Below are 15,373 nucleotides of genomic sequence, written 5' to 3'. Positions count from 1 at the left end.
TAAAACGAATGGAGATGGGGCTTCTTTGGTGTTGTGAATTTTTTATACTTGGAGACGTTTATTTTCATGGTAGTATAACAATACCCTGGTTTTCATATCATAATAAGTCCTATCCAAGGTGTGCTATCTCTTTTCCAGAACTGTCAAACCCTATAACTTCAGTTCTCGTTGATGGACTTCTAACAAGAAAATAAATTGGTTTCCAATCCGTTCTAATTATGATTGCGTCCGAGAAAGAACCATCTTCAAATGAACCAAGTCGAGTCCTTATTTTAATGTCGGAGATTTCAGGGTTATGAATTGTTCCAAATACAATATACTCTGTAATAGCACCATCTTTTGGAGGTCCCTCATCGAAAGGTAGTCTACTATCTCCTATTGTTTGTTGTCCTCCATCTAGTGCGTGTTCTTGATGGATAACTTCCCAACCTGTATTGTTATTACCTTTTAAAAACACAACAGACAATTTCATTTCACTATTTAATCCCACAACATTGGAGTCAGGAATAAAATTTATGAATACAATGGTTACATCCTTATATACTACCTTATGGAGAATCTCATCATAAGAAACAGGTAACTCACCTATGGCTTCTTCAATTGTCTTCGGAATGTCTTCTGGTAAATTACAACCAGTAATCAATAAAATTTGAAAAGAGATGACCAAAAGGGTTAAAAGTCTTTGCATATAACTATCCCCTTTCTATTAACATAACCCCCATATACTTCCACATAGATAATACCTTCTCCTGCTAAAAAACCTGCTGCTGATCCCCTTGCCCCCATTACTTTAAGAAAATACCTCACAATCTATTTGCCTTAAAAACTAATACCTTAAATACGTTATCATTGTACGTTTCACTTAAAGACGAATAGATCCATAATGATGTCTAGCCTCAAAAAGAAACGCAATTATACTCTCATAATAGGGTATGAATTTTTTAAGTTCAATTAGCTTTAAGATTTCCTCTTTAGAAGCCCATTTGACTGCTTGTACCTCTTCAGTCTGCAATGTCAAATCATTCAAATCGAAGTCATATTTAATTAAATAGTAATCATCAAAGCCACGTTCAAAGTTGATAGTAAGTTGTGGACGTATCTTTTCAAAGTTATACTGAATCCCCAACTCCTCGAATAACTCTCTTGAAGCCGCCTGCTGACTTGTATCGCCTGCAACCGCACTACCACCACAAGTTATATCCCAAAGGTTCGACCATCCTTGCTTAAAAGGCTGACGTTGTTGTATGAGCATTTCTCCTTTTGAATTAAATATACATACGTGTACTACTAAATGAAACTCGTCTGATGTCATTTTATCTCCACGGGTTATTTGTTTTTCTATTTTATTACGATGCTTATCATATAAATCCCACTTTTCCATTGCTTAACTCCTTTTTAAAAGTTCCTTCTTAAACAATCCTGCTCCTATACTTCAACAAAAAGTGGTACTAATCCTTCATGGATCAGTACCACTTCTATTGCATTCTCGCACCCTTTAGTTGAACATCTGCTTAATCACAGATATATTCAAAATGTAGGTTATAATTGTATTCGTTTCCTTTCTTTTCACTTACATTCATTACAACCCATACATCACCAATTTTTGATAAGTTCTTTAATACATTAATTCCATCAGGTCTTTTGTACAGAAAATAACCTTCATTTCCACTCAAACCATTTTTCAAAAATAATCTCATATCCCCATTTGAAACACCAACAAACAAGTGTTCTAGAGTGATTTTGTCGTAGTGATCTTTAATATTATCACCTATATTCATATTTAGGTCACTTCTTTCAATTTCTTTATATCCTGTTAAATCTAATTCAAAGCTCTTTACTATATCTTTTAAGACCTTCTCATTAACTGCTTCCCATTCTTCTTCAATATACTTTTCACATAGATCTTTATTATCAGATGTACCTTCATTTGCTCTTACTATCGTATTTAATGGAAAGGCTAACATACAGAGAATTAATATTGAAAAGTGAGTAAAGAGTTTTGGTGATTTATTCATTCTATGCACCTCTTAATTTTCATTACTATTAACATTTCCCAGTATAGAAATGGTAATTCTTCAGCTTTTATTATCCCATAATAAAAAAGCACCTCTGCTTTTACAGAAATTGCTCCTTCAACAAACAGTGGTGCTAATCATTCATGGATCAGCACCACTGTTATTGAATTCTCGCCCCCGTTTGTTCAATAAGAAACAACTCTATAAATTAATTTCCAAAATTTTACGAATGATCAAGATATACTTGTACATACACATTTAATGGGGGTGTTTAGAATGAATACAAAGGTAATCATAGAAGGATTAGTAATTTTAGTTATGGGAATTGGTGTCTTTTTTATGTTATACCAGGCAGAGGATATTACTGAAACTAGTATTTCTTCTCAGGAAGTAAATGTATATAGTGAAGTTTCGCATGCTGATATAAAATATATTCATGATGAATTAGTTGATATTACATTGGGATTAATGGAAGTCTTAGCAAAATATGATGTTGTTGGTGATGTTGAAAGTGATATTAGAAATAGACAAATTGTTGTAAATTCAACTGTAGGGTATGAACACTTTAAAGAAAATTCGATGTTAGTTGAAGAGATAATGGAAGATATTGAATTGTTGGTGAAAGAAAAGGATATGGAGTCCTATCGAATAAATTTGATTGACATAGATGGAATACCCATTTTCTCATTAGAATTTAAATAATTATTTATCAAAAAAAGTGAAGAGAGCAAATTTACTCTTTTTGTATTCTGGGACATTACATGAGGTGTAATCTAAGGACCAGATTCACCAACTTCTATTTCTGATAATAATTAACCAGCAAACGATCAATCATTCCTCATATTAAAGAAGTGCCATCCTTTACTTGAAGAAGGGAGCTATTTAATATCATCTATTTTTTTGCCTTCCTCATCTATTTGAGAACTACCTCCACCGAAGTTCCACCCTTTACTTTCAACAAACTTTATAAACTCATCCCAAAACTCGTCATGCTTTAAATCGTCACCATTATTTGTATATATACAACCCTCTATTTGAACACCAATTGGTCGTTTCACAATAAATCACTCCAGTTCTATTATTGATTGATTACATTTTAACAATTCTTTTTCACAGAACTGAAAAAAAAACATTACCGTTTTTGTTAAGCCCCCGTTCGTAATAGAAGCTGTTGTGCAAAAGCACCCTTTACTTCAACAAGGGTTAAAACTCATCTTTAAGAATAGAGTACATTTTCAAATCTTGATGCCTACCTTTAATGTACATACCCTTTCTTATGGTACCCTCGTAAGTCATTCCAGTCTTAATCATAACTTTTTCCGAGCCTATATTTTCAGTAAAGCACCTTGCTTGGATTCGTACTAATTCTAGCTCATTAAATCCGTAATTTATTACTTCACCTGCTGCTTCGGTCATTATTCCTTTACCCCAATATTCTTTTGATAGTACATAACCAATTTCACCGATTTTATGTTTTGTACTCAAAGATACGAAATCAATAGTTCCTATCAATTTCTTTTCATTCTTATATTCTATACCCCAAAATAAGTTTTTTTCTTCTTCGTATTGCTTTAATACAAAATCTAAAAAGTTTTTTGTATCAGAAATGGATTGATGAGTGTTCCATGATACAAATTCGGATACATCTTCATTTGAACCATATTCAAACATATCGTTAAGATCATCACTAGTAATTCTTCGTAGCCTTAACCGTTTTGTTTCTAGAACTTTTAATTTGTTATTTAAATCCCCCATGAATAAACCTCTATTTTGTTAAATTATTCCTATTATATAGTAAATATAGAAAGTAGGTTGTATTTTTTTATTGTATAACTAAAAACGCGAATCTTCTTGTTGAAGATTCGCCCCCTATAATGGAATAAGAGGTTCTTAGCCTTCTCCCACCACACAAACTCTATTAAATAATTCTGCTATCGCAATCATTGTTTATTTGTTAACTTTTGTTTCTAATCCAATCGTTTGATATTTAAATGTAATAATAGTCGTCATCAGTCCAATGTACAGATGGACCTGTCACTTTATTTTCAGTATAGAAACCTTTATATCCGTTTATCTTTACTACTCCTTGTTTTTCAAATTCTCTATCATTGAGTGAATGAATAATAACTGTGAGAATTTTCCCATTTTCACCTGTAAAATATAGTCGTTTAGTGAGAGGTCAACACTTTGTATTCTATCATAGCAATTATTTTAACCCGTTAACTCAATAAGGGACTGCTCCAAATTAACTAGCATCTATTCTCTTACTATCTAAATACTAACAATAAAGGGTAACAACAATATGGAGTAATATTAAACTAAAAAAGAATGAATTATTATAAAGTCTTACTCAATACTCTTCAGGGGGCAAATATCCATATGAGCACTTTACTTTTCCATTACTCTGTTCTATATTGAGAGAACTACACTCCATATAGTTCTTGATTAAAAAGAGAACTAATAAAATAATATTTTTAAGGAGGGGTAATGTGAATAATTTCAAAAAACTCTTATTAATCAGTTCGTTTATATTATTTGTAGTCATATCCATCCTTTTTGTGTTAGACTTCACTTATTTTAAAATTGATTCTAAAATGAATGGAATTGGCTTCCTGGCAATAATGGTAGGTCCCCCAATCGGTTTTGTATTTGCATATGTAGCAAAGACGAATAATAAAAATATGAGATTGTTTTTGCTATGTTCTCACTTTGCTTTATTTTTAATCACGCCCATCTATTGGGTTTTAGGTACTTTAGTTTTGGGACCTTGAATATTATTTTTAATTCCTATTATAAAACCAAATAGATTGTTGACTGTTTTTCACCCATCCTTATTTAAATACGATAACATCAGAAAATTCAGTTAAATAAAAGCAGTTCCGTTCCAAATCCGATAAAAAATCATGTTGTCTGCCGGTTTTTATACCTTTTAATCTTGTTGACCGACCTAATGAGGAAACATCTTGAATTTTAAGCCAAGGCTGATAATCTGCCCCACTGCCCGTTCCCCGACCTTCTTTAATCCACTTATCAATTTTAGATGTTCTTTTTCTTTTCGACACAAAAACACCCCTTTAGATAATCATATCCAAAGGGGCAAAACGTCGCGACTTTATTTTAAACATCGCATCTTTTTTATAAACATCGCGACTTTATTTCAAATCAACAATATTAATTCTAACCAACAATACTATTACTCCACTGTCACACTTTTCGCCAAGTTACGCGGCTTATCAACGTCACACTCTCTGTGCAGTGCTGCATAATAAGAGATTAACTGAACAGGAATAACGGAAACTAGTGGTGTAAATAGTTCGTGTACGGTTGGAATGACATAACGATCATCTTCTTCGTTTAAGCCTTTCATTGAAATGATACAAGGGTTTGCTCCACGAGCTACAACCTCTTTAACATTTCCACGGATTCCTAGGTTGACGTTCTCTTGGGTAGCTAAAGCAATAATTGGTGTTCCATCTTCAATTAACGCAATTGTACCGTGCTTTAATTCTCCACCTGCAAATCCTTCAGCTTGAATGTAAGAGATCTCCTTAAGTTTTAGAGCACCTTCCATTCCTACATAATAGTCAATTCCGCGTCCAATAAAGAAGCAGTTACGTGTTGTTGATAAATAATCACGTGCGATTTGTTCCATTTCTTCTTTCGCGTCGACTAACGTCTCCATTGCGCTAGCAACAATGCCTAGCTCTTGGCTTAAGTCAAAATCGATGTCGATTCCTTTTGCTCTTGCTGTGTCTCTCGCCAAAATAGCTAATACAGCGATTTGAGCTGTATAGGCCTTTGTTGAAGCTACTGCAATCTCAGGACCTGCATGTAACAATAACGTATAGTCTGCTTCACGAGAAAGCGTAGATCCTTGAACATTTGTAATTGTTAATGCCTTGTAACCCATTTCTTTAATTTGAACTAATACAGCACGGCTATCTGCTGTTTCGCCACTTTGAGAGATAAAGATGAATAATGGTTTTTCAGATAATAGTGGCATGTTATATGAGAATTCACTTGAAATATGAACCTCTACCGGAACATTTGCCAACTTCTCAATATATTGCTTTCCTACTAATCCAGCATGATAACTTGTTCCCGCTGCAATAATGTATATACGATCTGCACCAATCATCGCTTGACGAATATCTGAATCAACGGTTAACTCTCCATTTTCATTACGGTAATTTCCTATAATTTTACGAACAACGGCTGGCTGTTCATCGATTTCTTTCAGCATGTAATGAGGATACGTTCCTTTTTCAATATCGCTAGCATCTAGCTCTGCTGTATAAGGAGCACGCTCAATCACAGTTCCCTCTAGGTTTTTAATTGTAACGCTGTCTTTTTTTACGATGACCGTTTCTTTATCCATTAATTCTACATATTGATCTGTTACTTGAAGCATGGCCATTGCATCACTTGCCACAACATTAAATCCTTTTCCTAGGCCAATAAGAAGTGGACTTTTATTTTTAGCAACATAAATGGTATCTTGATCTTGGTTATCTAATAATCCAAGAGCATATGATCCTTTTAAAAGCTTTAATGTTTCTCTGAATGCACTTTCTACTTCAAGACCCTTATCAACAAATTGCTCAATTAATTGTACGATTACTTCTGTGTCTGTCTCACTTTCGAAGTGGACACTTTGCAGATAATCACGCTTTAAGTGGTTGTAGTTTTCAATTACACCGTTATGAACAAGCGTAAAACGCTTTGTGCTACTTTGATGTGGATGAGCATTCACTTTACTTGGAACACCATGTGTAGCCCAGCGAGTATGACCAATTCCAATAGGTGCACTAACAGATGCATCGACAATTTCACGTAATACGGCAATTCTTCCTTTTTCCTTAAATACATGTACACCATTATGATTTAAAACGGCAATTCCAGCTGAGTCATACCCACGATACTCAAGCTTTTCTAAGCCTCGTAATAAAATCTCTTTTGAATCTTGTTCACCGATATATCCTACAATTCCGCACATAGTGTACTTCCTCCCTAGAGGGGCATGGAAGCGGGGCCTCCATGCCCCTTTCTCATCGTTAGTTTGGGTTCGGACTAAATGGAACAGCAAACCTCTTCGTCAGTTTCATTCGTGCAGACCCTCACGTATGTTTATACGCTCCGATCTTACTTGTACAGGATGTACTGACTTCTGTGTTGGGCACAGGACGTGCTCGTTTTTAACAGAAGTTCCTTTGAATTCACTTCCTCGATCTTCTTGCTCCATTTAGCCTTCACGGTTTCGTTCAGGTCTTATACGCTTGTTCAGAAAGTCACCTTTCTGGTTTCGTAAAGACTTACGGCTGTGACGTTCAGCCGGGAGGTATCCGCCGAATATTTCGATAAACCTCCTCCTCGTCAACTAAACGCTATCGCACACGTTTAGTTCAGGCGCTTTATATAAAGTTTTACCTTACGATCCACCTTTCTATTTCAAAATAATCAAGAACAAAAATAATCATACACAGAATCTGTTCTCTCGTCAATCAAAAACCATTTTTTACAAACCATATAAAATATGCATAAGTGGGAATTTTGTCACCTATGCATATCTTATATATTTCTTATTTATTCAATTCCCATTTCATTTGTGACAACGTTAGCAATTTTTTCAACAACTTCACGACATTTCTCTTCCGTAGGTGCTTCAGCCATTACCCTCACAAGTGGTTCAGTACCTGATGGTCTAACAAGAATACGACCATTTCCATTCATTTCCGCTTCTACCGCTTGGATCGTAGAAACAATTTTCTCATTTTCCATCACTTTATACTTATCATTTACTTTTACATTCACTAACAACTGGGGAAACTTTCTCATTTCACTAGCTAGCTGTGATAATGGCTTTTTCGTCATCTTCATTATATTTACAAGTTGAATGGCTGTTAACATTCCATCACCTGTTGTATTGTAATCAAGAAATACAATGTGACCTGATTGCTCACCACCAAGGTTGTAGCCATTTTTCTTCATTTCTTCAACGACATAGCGATCCCCGACAGCTGTTTGAACACTTTTGATTTCACTCTCTTCAAGACCTTTATAAAAGCCAAGGTTACTCATCACAGTTGAAACAACGGTTTGATGCTTTAATTGCCCCTGATTTTTCATATACTTTGCACAAATAAACATGATTTGGTCTCCATCAACGATTTGACCTTTTTCATCAATGGCAATTAGACGATCTCCATCTCCATCAAATGCTAAACCAACATCAGCTCCCTTTTCGAGCACAACGTTAGCTAAACTCTCTGGATGAGTGGAACCAACACCTTCATTAATATTTAATCCATTAGGGGCATTCCCCATTGTTGTTAGATCCGCATCAAGGTCAGCAAATAAATGAACAGCCAATGAAGAAGTAGCACCATGTGCACAATCTAAGGCAACGTGTATACCTGAGAAATCATCATCCACCGTTTGTTTTAAAAACTGTAAATATTTTTGACCACCCTCGAAATAATCATTTACTTGTCCCAAGTCTTTCCCTGTCGGTCTTGGTAATGAATCCACTTCTTGTTCTAGAAGCTCTTCTATCTCTCTTTCCTGTTCGTCTGAAAGTTTAAATCCGTCTGATCCAAAAAACTTTATTCCATTATCTTGGACCGGATTATGAGAAGCAGATATCATAACACCCGCTTGTGCTCCCAATGCTTTTGTTAGAAAAGCGACACCTGGAGTTGAAATCACTCCTAAGCGCATAACCTCAGCTCCAATTGAAAGTAATCCAGCAACTAAAGCACCTTCTAACATGTGACCAGAAATACGAGTGTCACGGCCGATTAATACTTTTGGACGCTGTTTATCCTTTGTTAAAACATAACCTCCAAAACGACCTACTTTAAAAGCTAATTCAGGAGTTAGTTCGCTATTCGCTACTCCACGAACTCCATCTGTACCAAAGTATTTACTCATATTGATTAAATCGCTCCTTCTTAGACTTTCTTCTTAGTTAATTCAATTCGACAATGGCACTCTTGCTAGAAAGATTCCATTTGATACTGTCTGGTCCATTTACGAGAATTTCTACCTCGTGTTCTCCACTACCTAAATTCGTAACATCTATATATATGTCTAAGTCAGTTTCATCAATGTCTTTCAAAATCGAAAGTGGACCAATTAGCTCGATATCCACTACGCCTTCATCAGGTCTAATAAATGTTGCACTTAAAGAATTCGGTAGACCAATAACATTTATGGGAACATTCGTTAAAGTTCTTAATTCATTTTTCTCAATCTTTATTTGTACATCAATTGTTTTAGGTGATAGATCCTTTATTCCCGGTGGAATTGGAATATTAATTGTTTTAACAGTGTCTTCACTAATTTCATTAATATCGACTTCTATTTCACCGAGTGTATCTATTTTATCTAATACTTCTTTAGGACCGAATATAGTGATTTCCTTTTGTGCAGGCTCTAATCCTACAATACTATATCCATCCTCAGGAGTCCCTTTTGGTATTAACTTAAAAGAAACGAGCTTGTTTGGACTTATTATAGGGATTGTAACATTGACAGTGGCTGGTTCAATTTGGACGTTAAGACGATTTCCATCACTATCATAAACAGCAACTTGTGCTTCTTGCTTGATTGTTTCCGTCTCATCCTTCAAGTCAACGATTGCCTTAACTAAAGCAATTCGTTCAACTTGTTCTCTCGCACCAACTACCTTTACATGTTTCGGATTAATAATTGGTTTGTCTAATGTGTACCCGTCTTTCAGTTCATTTATATAATCAACTTCAACTGAGAATTCTGCTTCAACCTTTTCATGAATATGGACGGTCACAAAGGCAGGATCAATCTGTACCTCTACATTGTCATTTACACCTTTGTATTGGACCTTAACATTATGTGCCCCAGTGTCCAATGCTTCTATATCAATAAAGGTTTCGATAGATCGTTGAAGCTTTACCGGCTGAACTGCGCTACGTGGTCCATCTAATGTAACCGTTACAAATTCTGGAACCCCTGAAATGACATATTGATCCATATTATAATAAGCTTGGAGTGGTACTTCTGTGAGTGTCTCCGTCTCATTGGTTACAACCGGGAAGCTTATTGGTTCAGTTTGCTTTGTTTGCGTTTCGATATTCACTGATGTGTATAAGATTAACGCAAATAAAAGTGCAATAATCTTCATAACCCACCGATTATTCGTAAACTTATCCATTGTTCTTCCCCCTCCAAGTCCATAGAGATGAGGAAGCAGTTTTTGCTTGAGACACTAATTCCTTTGATAGCATTTCTTTTAATGAATCTTGGGTTAGATCTCTATGAAGCTCTCCATTTCTTGTTAAAGAAATGCTTCCTGTTTCTTCTGATACAACAATTGTGATACTATCAGTAACCTCACTAATTCCTAATGCTGCCCGGTGTCTTGTTCCTAACTCTTTGGATATAAATGGACTTTCTGATAAAGGCAGATAACAAGCTGCAGCAGATACCTGGTTTTTTTGAATAATGACAGCACCATCGTGTAAAGGGGTATTGGGTATAAAAATGTTAATCAACAACTCGGAAGTTACTTTTGCTTGCAACGGTATGCCAGTTTCTATGTAATCACCCATACCTGTTTCTCTTTCAATCGAAATAAGAGCCCCAATTCGGCGCTTTGCCATATAGCTAGTAGATTTCACTATGGCTTCTACTCGATTCGATTGTTCTTCTTCCTCTTGTCCACTTGTTCTTGCGAATAACCTACCTCTTCCAAGCTGCTCTAATGCTCTACGTAATTCTGGTTGGAAGATAATAATTATTGCTAGAAACCCCCATGTTAATGCTTGGTCCATAAGCCATTGAAGGGTATTCAATCCGAGAAAGCTACTCAAGATTCGAACAATGACGATTACAATAATTCCCGTTAGAATTTGAACGGCCTTTGTTCCTCGAATCACCATAATAAGCTTATATATTACGTACCAGACTAGGAGAATATCAATGATGTTACCAAGGTAATGTAGGATTGGAAATTCTCCAAACGTCATTCTTACACTTCCTTCGTATAATTTTTATAGTCTGAATGAAAACAATTAAGTATAAAATATGATATAACTTTATTATTATATCATATCTTTCCCAAACAAAGGAAAAATGCACAAGCATTAGAATAACTTGTCTAGCGCCAAGTCCTTGGATGCCAGTGGTGCATTGCTCTTCTCATTTTTGCGTAGTAATTAGCAATGAGTTCCTTTATATACATGAAAAGTTTTAAGCTTAAAATGAAAAAACCATCAAGTAGATGGCTTTTCTTCTGGTGATCCACTTATAAATGATATTGTATCTTTCACGGCCTCTTTCATATGGAACCATATCCATTCAAACATTTGATCAATCTCTTTTATTTCTCCTGTTACATTTCCAGCTGATGCTAAATATTGGTTACCATTAATGACCGTTACATTTCCTCTTACTTCACCCTCTATTTTGATATCTCCATTTCGAACAACTAAATCTCCTTCAATTACCTTACCTTCTGGGACAATAACTGTATTATCTTCAATTCTTATATTCGCTTGTTTTGATACTGCTAATTTCTGATCTTCAGACCAAATTGAGAAAACACTTCCCATCATTAAAACCATGAAGACTGCGGCTGCAGTAACAAGGGGATGAAATCTCATCCATCTTTTCACTCTAACTACTTTCTTTTCCTCTGGTAATCGAGCCATTACCTTTGCCGTAAAGTCAGGCGGTGCTTGTATATGGGACGTACTTTGTACTAAAGCAATTGCTTTTTTTAGTTCATGGAAGTGTTGTTGACACTCTGAACATATATATAGATGATCCCGAAGTTCCTTTTCAGCTTCTGTTGAAATATCTTCATCAAGGTAATCATGCATAAGTTCTATATATTTTGAATTACAGCTCATTTCTCTATACACCTCGCTTAAATATTTCTCAATTGATTCCGCAATGCTTCTCTTCCACGATGGATTCTTGTTTTAATTGTGCTAATTGGTAAGCCAAGAATATCACTAATTTCCTTTAACGATAATTCTTCAATGTACTTCAGAACAATAACAGCCCGATATTTGTCAGGTAATTTCAAGATTTCCTTTTGGACAGATTCCTGTAATTCCAGACTCTCTAACTCTTCTTCAGGTAAAGTTGTATCCGCTGCTACTTGTGAGTACATTGTTAACCCTTCGGTTCCTGCAACCTCAGCATCTAAATAAAAATCAGGCTTTTTCTTTCTTATACGATCGATTGACAAATTAGTTGCAATTCTATAAAGCCAAGTGGAAAACTTACGATCAATATTATAGCTATCAATATTGATATACGCTCGAATAAATGCCTCTTGCGCAATATCCTCCGCTTCATGAACGTTCCCAAGCATACGAAAGCATATCTGAAATACCTTGTCCTTATAAATTTCTATAATTTCACTAAATGCATCTTGATCTCCATTTTTTACTTGTTTAATCCTGTGCTTAACAATGGTTTCCATAAATATTACCCCCCGCTCTCTCGCGGCTATCTTTTCTATACGAACTCACACTCAAAAGGTTTCACAAAAATAGTAATTATTTTTTCGCTCTTTCCATTTTAACAAATAATGGGCAAAATGTTTTAAAAAGTTAAAAATTGGTTATAGATTTAAAAGGAACTTCAATACAATAGGAGGGGAAAGATCATGGTTAATGAAAAAAGGCAAAAAGAATCAATTGAACAGTTTCGACAGCAGTTACATGATGTAGCTTCCCGATCATCCTTCTTGTCACCAGAAGTCATAAAAGCAAGTAAAATGTTAGATAGAGCGCTTAATGAATATGAAGAGTCAAAAAAGAAAAGAACAGTAAACGCAAATTAACCCGTTTACTGTTCTTTTACCTTATTTAAGCTTTTCTCCAAATAATGAACCCATCAATGCAACAGCAACAGAGGCAGTTTTGTTTTTATCATCCAATATTGGATTTACTTCGACAAACTCAGCAGATGTAATGAGTTTAGATTCTTCTAACATTTCCATGGCTAAATGGCTCTCTCTATAACTTATGCCACCAATAACTGGAGTTCCTACACCTGGTGCATCATGTGGGTCTAATCCATCTAGATCCAATGACAAATGAACGCCATCTGTACGTTCTGATAAATACTTTATCGTTTCCTCCATAACAGCTGTCATACCCATACGATCTATTTCGTGCATTGTGTATACTTTAATACCCTTCTCACGAATAAGCTCCTTCTCTCCATCATCTAGTGAACGTGCGCCAATAATGACAATATTCTCTGGTTTAATCTTTGGATCAAATCCCCCAATTTTAGTTAATGTTGGATGACCTAAACCTAATGAAACAGCAAGCGGCATACCATGAATATTTCCAGATGGTGAAGTATCAGCTGTATTTAAATCTCCATGAGCATCATACCAAATGACCCCTAGATTTTTATAATGTTTTGCTACTCCAGCTAACGTACCAATTGCTATACTATGATCTCCGCCTAACACAAGCGGAAAGCGTTCTGATTCGATTGTTTCATGAACAGTACTTGCTAGTTTCTCACTCGCCTCTGCAACAGCTTTCAAATTACGTAAATTATCAACAGGTATATCCGACACCTTTTCTGGTCTACCAATTTGGATATCGCCAAGATCATCTATTTCATACTGTAGATTCTCTAGTCGTTCCACAACTCCAGCATATCGAATTGCACTAGGCCCCATATCTACACCACGTCGTGCTTGTCCTAAATCCATTGGAACACCGATTATCGATATCTTTTTCCTCTCCATATTATCTTCCTCCTCCAAAATATTTTCCTATTACTATTTTACCTAGAAAACTAAAAATGACTCAACTCGACATGTTTATGTATATATATTCGTAAAAAATAAGTGAAACAAGCACCTATCTATAGAGACAAACGGTTATTCTATCATGAATGTGAAAGAGAGTGTTCCCCCAAAGGCGATCTTGGAGATAAAACTGTATTAAAACTATGAGAAAGTATAGATTTAATGATCTCCTAAAGAAAAAAAGCGCAAGCGCCCGTTTAGCCTAAGACAGAGCAAATGTTCTGTCATGAAAAAAGGGGGTTTCCCTTTTATTCATGATAGGTTATTTTACCAAGGAAAAGTGATTTTTCTTTTTCCCTCGAGTAGGATGAAATGGCAAAGATCGTCGCCATTTCATCTTGGCTGAGTGTAGCAGTAACATCTATAAACTAAACACCAGAAACTTATACTTTATTAACACTACATTAAAACCTACAAGTTTTAATGTAGTGTTAACAAAAAACGAATCTGCAAGTTATAAAATATAAAAAAGCAAGGGATATTTTATCCCTTGCTTTTGATGAGCCATGAAGGACTCGAACCTTCGACCCTCTGATTAAAAGTCAGATGCTCTACCGACTGAGCTAATGGCTCTTGGCTGGGCTAGCTGGATTCGAACCAACGCATGACGGAGTCAAAGTCCGTTGCCTTACCGCTTGGCTATAGCCCAATAATAGTATTTTTTAGGATACCCTAAATTATTTTAATTATGTAATGGTGGAGGGGGACAGATTCGAACTGCCGAACCCAGAGGGAGCGGATTTACAGTCCGCCGCGTTTAGCCACTTCGCTACCCCTCCATTTTAATAGTAAGAGAAATGATATTTCTATTTAAGTTATATGTTATTTACATTCCTCAAAAAACAAGGACGGATAGTTTCCAGTCATAAAATTCGCTGGTGGAGGATGACGGGATCGAACCGCCGACCCCCTGCTTGTAAGGCAGGTGCTCTCCCAGCTGAGCTAATCCTCCGAAATGAAAGAGAGAGGTAAAAGTCTGAGAGAAATAGACCTTTACATCTCTCTAAAAGATGACCCATACGGGATTCGAACCCGTGTTACCGCCGTGAAAGGGCGGTGTCTTAACCGCTTGACCAATGGGCCATTACCATATTCTGGAGCTTCCAACCGGGCTCGAACCGGTGACCTCTTCCTTACCATGGAAGTGCTCTACCTGCTGAGCTATGGAAGCATGGCTCCACCAGTAGGATTCGAACCTACGACCCTTCGGTTAACAGCCGAATGCTCTACCGCTGAGCTATGGTGGAATGAAAAACGGTAGCTTTTGCAGATATTATTTACTACTAAATTGATAATGACTAGCATGGCGATGTCCTACTCTCACAGGGGCAATGCCCCAACTACCATCGGCGCTGAAGAGCTTAACTTCCGTGTTCGGAATGGGAACGGGTGTGACCTCTTCGCCATCATCACCATACTAGTGAAGGTTTTGTTCCTTCAAAACTAGATAACAGATTTGTATTCAAGAAAGTATTATTTCGGTTAAGTCCTCGACCGATTAGTATCTGTCAGCTCCACGTGTCGCCACGCTTCC

Annotated in this window: 15 protein-coding genes, 7 tRNA genes, 1 rRNA gene and 1 pseudogene; 3 read left to right on the top strand and 21 right to left on the bottom strand. The window is 36.1% G+C overall.

The annotated features are described in order from the left end of the window. Positions 1 to 109: 109 nt before the first annotated feature. The 3 genes from ACFSCX_RS13685 to ACFSCX_RS13675 all read right to left on the bottom strand — a co-directional run bounded on the left by ACFSCX_RS13685 (position 110) and on the right by ACFSCX_RS13675 (position 2,015). On the bottom strand, positions 110 to 688 hold the full coding sequence (locus tag ACFSCX_RS13685) for a hypothetical protein (protein ID WP_377928818.1): 579 nt from the start codon (positions 686 to 688) through the stop codon (positions 110 to 112). 174 nt (positions 689 to 862) lie between these two features. Beyond that, on the bottom strand, positions 863 to 1,381 hold the full coding sequence (locus ACFSCX_RS13680; protein ID WP_377928817.1) for an NUDIX hydrolase: 519 nt from the start codon (positions 1,379 to 1,381) through the stop codon (positions 863 to 865). A 130-nt stretch (positions 1,382 to 1,511) separates the two neighbouring features. Then, positions 1,512 to 2,015 carry a hypothetical protein gene (locus tag ACFSCX_RS13675; protein WP_377928816.1) on the bottom strand — a complete coding sequence of 168 codons (504 nt, stop codon included), beginning with the start codon at positions 2,013 to 2,015 and terminating at the stop codon, positions 1,512 to 1,514. Between the two features lie 276 nt (positions 2,016 to 2,291). Here ACFSCX_RS13675 and ACFSCX_RS13670 point away from each other — a divergent pair, with 276 nt between their 5' ends. Further along, a complete protein-coding gene (locus tag ACFSCX_RS13670) occupies positions 2,292 to 2,717 on the top strand; it encodes a hypothetical protein (protein ID WP_377928815.1) in 426 nt (141 codons plus the stop codon). A 176-nt stretch (positions 2,718 to 2,893) separates the two neighbouring features. Here the strand turns inward: ACFSCX_RS13670 and ACFSCX_RS13665 are convergent, their stop codons facing one another. Beyond that, positions 2,894 to 3,073 (bottom strand): hypothetical protein, encoded by a 180-nt coding sequence (locus ACFSCX_RS13665; RefSeq protein WP_377928814.1) that lies wholly within the window; start codon positions 3,071 to 3,073, stop codon positions 2,894 to 2,896. Positions 3,074 to 3,218: 145 nt separating this feature from the next. Beyond that, entirely contained in the window at positions 3,219 to 3,770 is a 552-nt protein-coding gene (locus ACFSCX_RS13660) for a GNAT family N-acetyltransferase (protein ID WP_377928813.1), read from the bottom strand. Between the two features lie 734 nt (positions 3,771 to 4,504). Here ACFSCX_RS13660 and ACFSCX_RS13655 point away from each other — a divergent pair. Further along, a complete protein-coding gene (locus ACFSCX_RS13655) occupies positions 4,505 to 4,786 on the top strand; it encodes a hypothetical protein (RefSeq protein WP_377928812.1) in 282 nt (93 codons plus the stop codon). 69 nt (positions 4,787 to 4,855) lie between these two features. On the opposite strand, the pseudogene ACFSCX_RS13650 reads toward ACFSCX_RS13655, so the two are convergent. The 7 genes and pseudogenes from ACFSCX_RS13650 to sigW form a co-directional block, all read right to left on the bottom strand. Then, a pseudogene (locus ACFSCX_RS13650) lies at positions 4,856 to 5,077 on the bottom strand (TnsA endonuclease N-terminal domain-containing protein); the annotation flags it as partial. 131 nt (positions 5,078 to 5,208) lie between these two features. Continuing rightward, a complete protein-coding gene (glmS, locus tag ACFSCX_RS13645; RefSeq protein ID WP_377928811.1) occupies positions 5,209 to 7,011 on the bottom strand; it encodes a glutamine--fructose-6-phosphate transaminase (isomerizing) in 1,803 nt (600 codons plus the stop codon). A gap of 587 nt (positions 7,012 to 7,598) precedes the next feature. Then, entirely contained in the window at positions 7,599 to 8,945 is a 1,347-nt protein-coding gene (gene glmM / locus ACFSCX_RS13640; protein ID WP_377928810.1) for a phosphoglucosamine mutase, read from the bottom strand. Between the two features lie 37 nt (positions 8,946 to 8,982). Beyond that, on the bottom strand, positions 8,983 to 10,206 hold the full coding sequence (locus tag ACFSCX_RS13635) for a CdaR family protein (RefSeq protein WP_377928809.1): 1,224 nt from the start codon (positions 10,204 to 10,206) through the stop codon (positions 8,983 to 8,985). After that, a complete protein-coding gene (gene cdaA, locus ACFSCX_RS13630; RefSeq protein WP_377928808.1) occupies positions 10,199 to 11,020 on the bottom strand; it encodes a diadenylate cyclase CdaA in 822 nt (273 codons plus the stop codon). The genes ACFSCX_RS13635 and cdaA overlap by 8 nt, the downstream gene beginning before the upstream one ends. 246 nt (positions 11,021 to 11,266) lie before the next feature. Beyond that, positions 11,267 to 11,905 carry a zf-HC2 domain-containing protein gene (locus ACFSCX_RS13625; protein ID WP_377928807.1) on the bottom strand — a complete coding sequence of 213 codons (639 nt, stop codon included), beginning with the start codon at positions 11,903 to 11,905 and terminating at the stop codon, positions 11,267 to 11,269. Between the two features lie 17 nt (positions 11,906 to 11,922). Then, complete coding sequence (gene sigW, locus ACFSCX_RS13620; RefSeq protein WP_377928806.1) at positions 11,923 to 12,486, bottom strand: RNA polymerase sigma factor SigW; 564 nt, start codon at positions 12,484 to 12,486, stop codon at positions 11,923 to 11,925. Between the two features lie 186 nt (positions 12,487 to 12,672). Here sigW and ACFSCX_RS13615 point away from each other — a divergent pair, with 186 nt between their 5' ends. After that, positions 12,673 to 12,849: a Spo0E family sporulation regulatory protein-aspartic acid phosphatase gene (locus tag ACFSCX_RS13615; protein WP_377928805.1), complete on the top strand. Its 177-nt coding sequence runs from the start codon at positions 12,673 to 12,675 to the stop codon at positions 12,847 to 12,849. 21 nt (positions 12,850 to 12,870) lie between these two features. Here ACFSCX_RS13615 and rocF read toward each other — a convergent pair whose 3' ends face one another. From rocF to rrf, 9 genes are all read right to left on the bottom strand, one after another. Then, positions 12,871 to 13,776, bottom strand: coding sequence for an arginase (gene rocF, locus ACFSCX_RS13610; protein ID WP_377928804.1), 906 nt, complete (start codon positions 13,774 to 13,776; stop codon positions 12,871 to 12,873). A gap of 563 nt (positions 13,777 to 14,339) precedes the next feature. Continuing rightward, positions 14,340 to 14,412, bottom strand: a tRNA-Lys gene (locus tag ACFSCX_RS13605). Position 14,413: 1 nt separating this feature from the next. Continuing rightward, positions 14,414 to 14,488, bottom strand: a tRNA-Gln gene (locus tag ACFSCX_RS13600). A gap of 45 nt (positions 14,489 to 14,533) precedes the next feature. Next, positions 14,534 to 14,618, bottom strand: a tRNA-Tyr gene (locus tag ACFSCX_RS13595). 97 nt (positions 14,619 to 14,715) lie between these two features. Further along, positions 14,716 to 14,791: transfer RNA gene (locus ACFSCX_RS13590), tRNA-Val, on the bottom strand. A 59-nt stretch (positions 14,792 to 14,850) separates the two neighbouring features. Next, positions 14,851 to 14,922 (bottom strand) — tRNA-Glu (locus tag ACFSCX_RS13585). A 12-nt stretch (positions 14,923 to 14,934) separates the two neighbouring features. Further along, positions 14,935 to 15,010, bottom strand: a tRNA-Thr gene (locus tag ACFSCX_RS13580). A 1-nt stretch (position 15,011) separates the two neighbouring features. Continuing rightward, positions 15,012 to 15,086: transfer RNA gene (locus ACFSCX_RS13575), tRNA-Asn, on the bottom strand. A 54-nt stretch (positions 15,087 to 15,140) separates the two neighbouring features. Next, a 5S ribosomal RNA gene (gene rrf / locus ACFSCX_RS13570) occupies positions 15,141 to 15,256 on the bottom strand. Positions 15,257 to 15,373 lie beyond the last annotated feature (117 nt).

Source organism: Bacillus salitolerans (genome assembly GCF_042680805.1).
Lineage (GTDB): Bacteria > Bacillota > Bacilli > Bacillales > SA4 > Bacillus_CJ > Bacillus_CJ salitolerans.
The sequence above is the reverse complement of the archived record's forward strand: the minus strand, read 5'-3'. Positions and strand labels throughout refer to the sequence as shown.

Bases quoted from the DNA above. Each gene is read 5' to 3' on its own strand.
- ACFSCX_RS13685 (WP_377928818.1), bottom strand. From the start codon at position 688: ATGCAAAGACTTTTAACCCTTTTGGTCATCTCTTTTCAAATTTTATTG.
- ACFSCX_RS13680 (WP_377928817.1), bottom strand. From the start codon at position 1,381: ATGGAAAAGTGGGATTTATATGATAAGCATCGTAATAAAATAGAAAAA.
- ACFSCX_RS13675 (WP_377928816.1), bottom strand. From the start codon at position 2,015: ATGAATAAATCACCAAAACTCTTTACTCACTTTTCAATATTAATTCTC.
- ACFSCX_RS13670 (WP_377928815.1), top strand. From the start codon at position 2,292: ATGAATACAAAGGTAATCATAGAAGGATTAGTAATTTTAGTTATGGGA.
- ACFSCX_RS13660 (WP_377928813.1), bottom strand. From the start codon at position 3,770: ATGGGGGATTTAAATAACAAATTAAAAGTTCTAGAAACAAAACGGTTA.
- glmS (WP_377928811.1), bottom strand. From the start codon at position 7,011: ATGTGCGGAATTGTAGGATATATCGGTGAACAAGATTCAAAAGAGATT.
- glmM (WP_377928810.1), bottom strand. From the start codon at position 8,945: ATGAGTAAATACTTTGGTACAGATGGAGTTCGTGGAGTAGCGAATAGC.
- ACFSCX_RS13635 (WP_377928809.1), bottom strand. From the start codon at position 10,206: ATGGATAAGTTTACGAATAATCGGTGGGTTATGAAGATTATTGCACTT.
- cdaA (WP_377928808.1), bottom strand. From the start codon at position 11,020: ATGACGTTTGGAGAATTTCCAATCCTACATTACCTTGGTAACATCATT.
- ACFSCX_RS13625 (WP_377928807.1), bottom strand. From the start codon at position 11,905: ATGAGCTGTAATTCAAAATATATAGAACTTATGCATGATTACCTTGAT.
- sigW (WP_377928806.1), bottom strand. From the start codon at position 12,486: ATGGAAACCATTGTTAAGCACAGGATTAAACAAGTAAAAAATGGAGAT.
- ACFSCX_RS13615 (WP_377928805.1), top strand. From the start codon at position 12,673: ATGGTTAATGAAAAAAGGCAAAAAGAATCAATTGAACAGTTTCGACAG.
- rocF (WP_377928804.1), bottom strand. From the start codon at position 13,776: ATGGAGAGGAAAAAGATATCGATAATCGGTGTTCCAATGGATTTAGGA.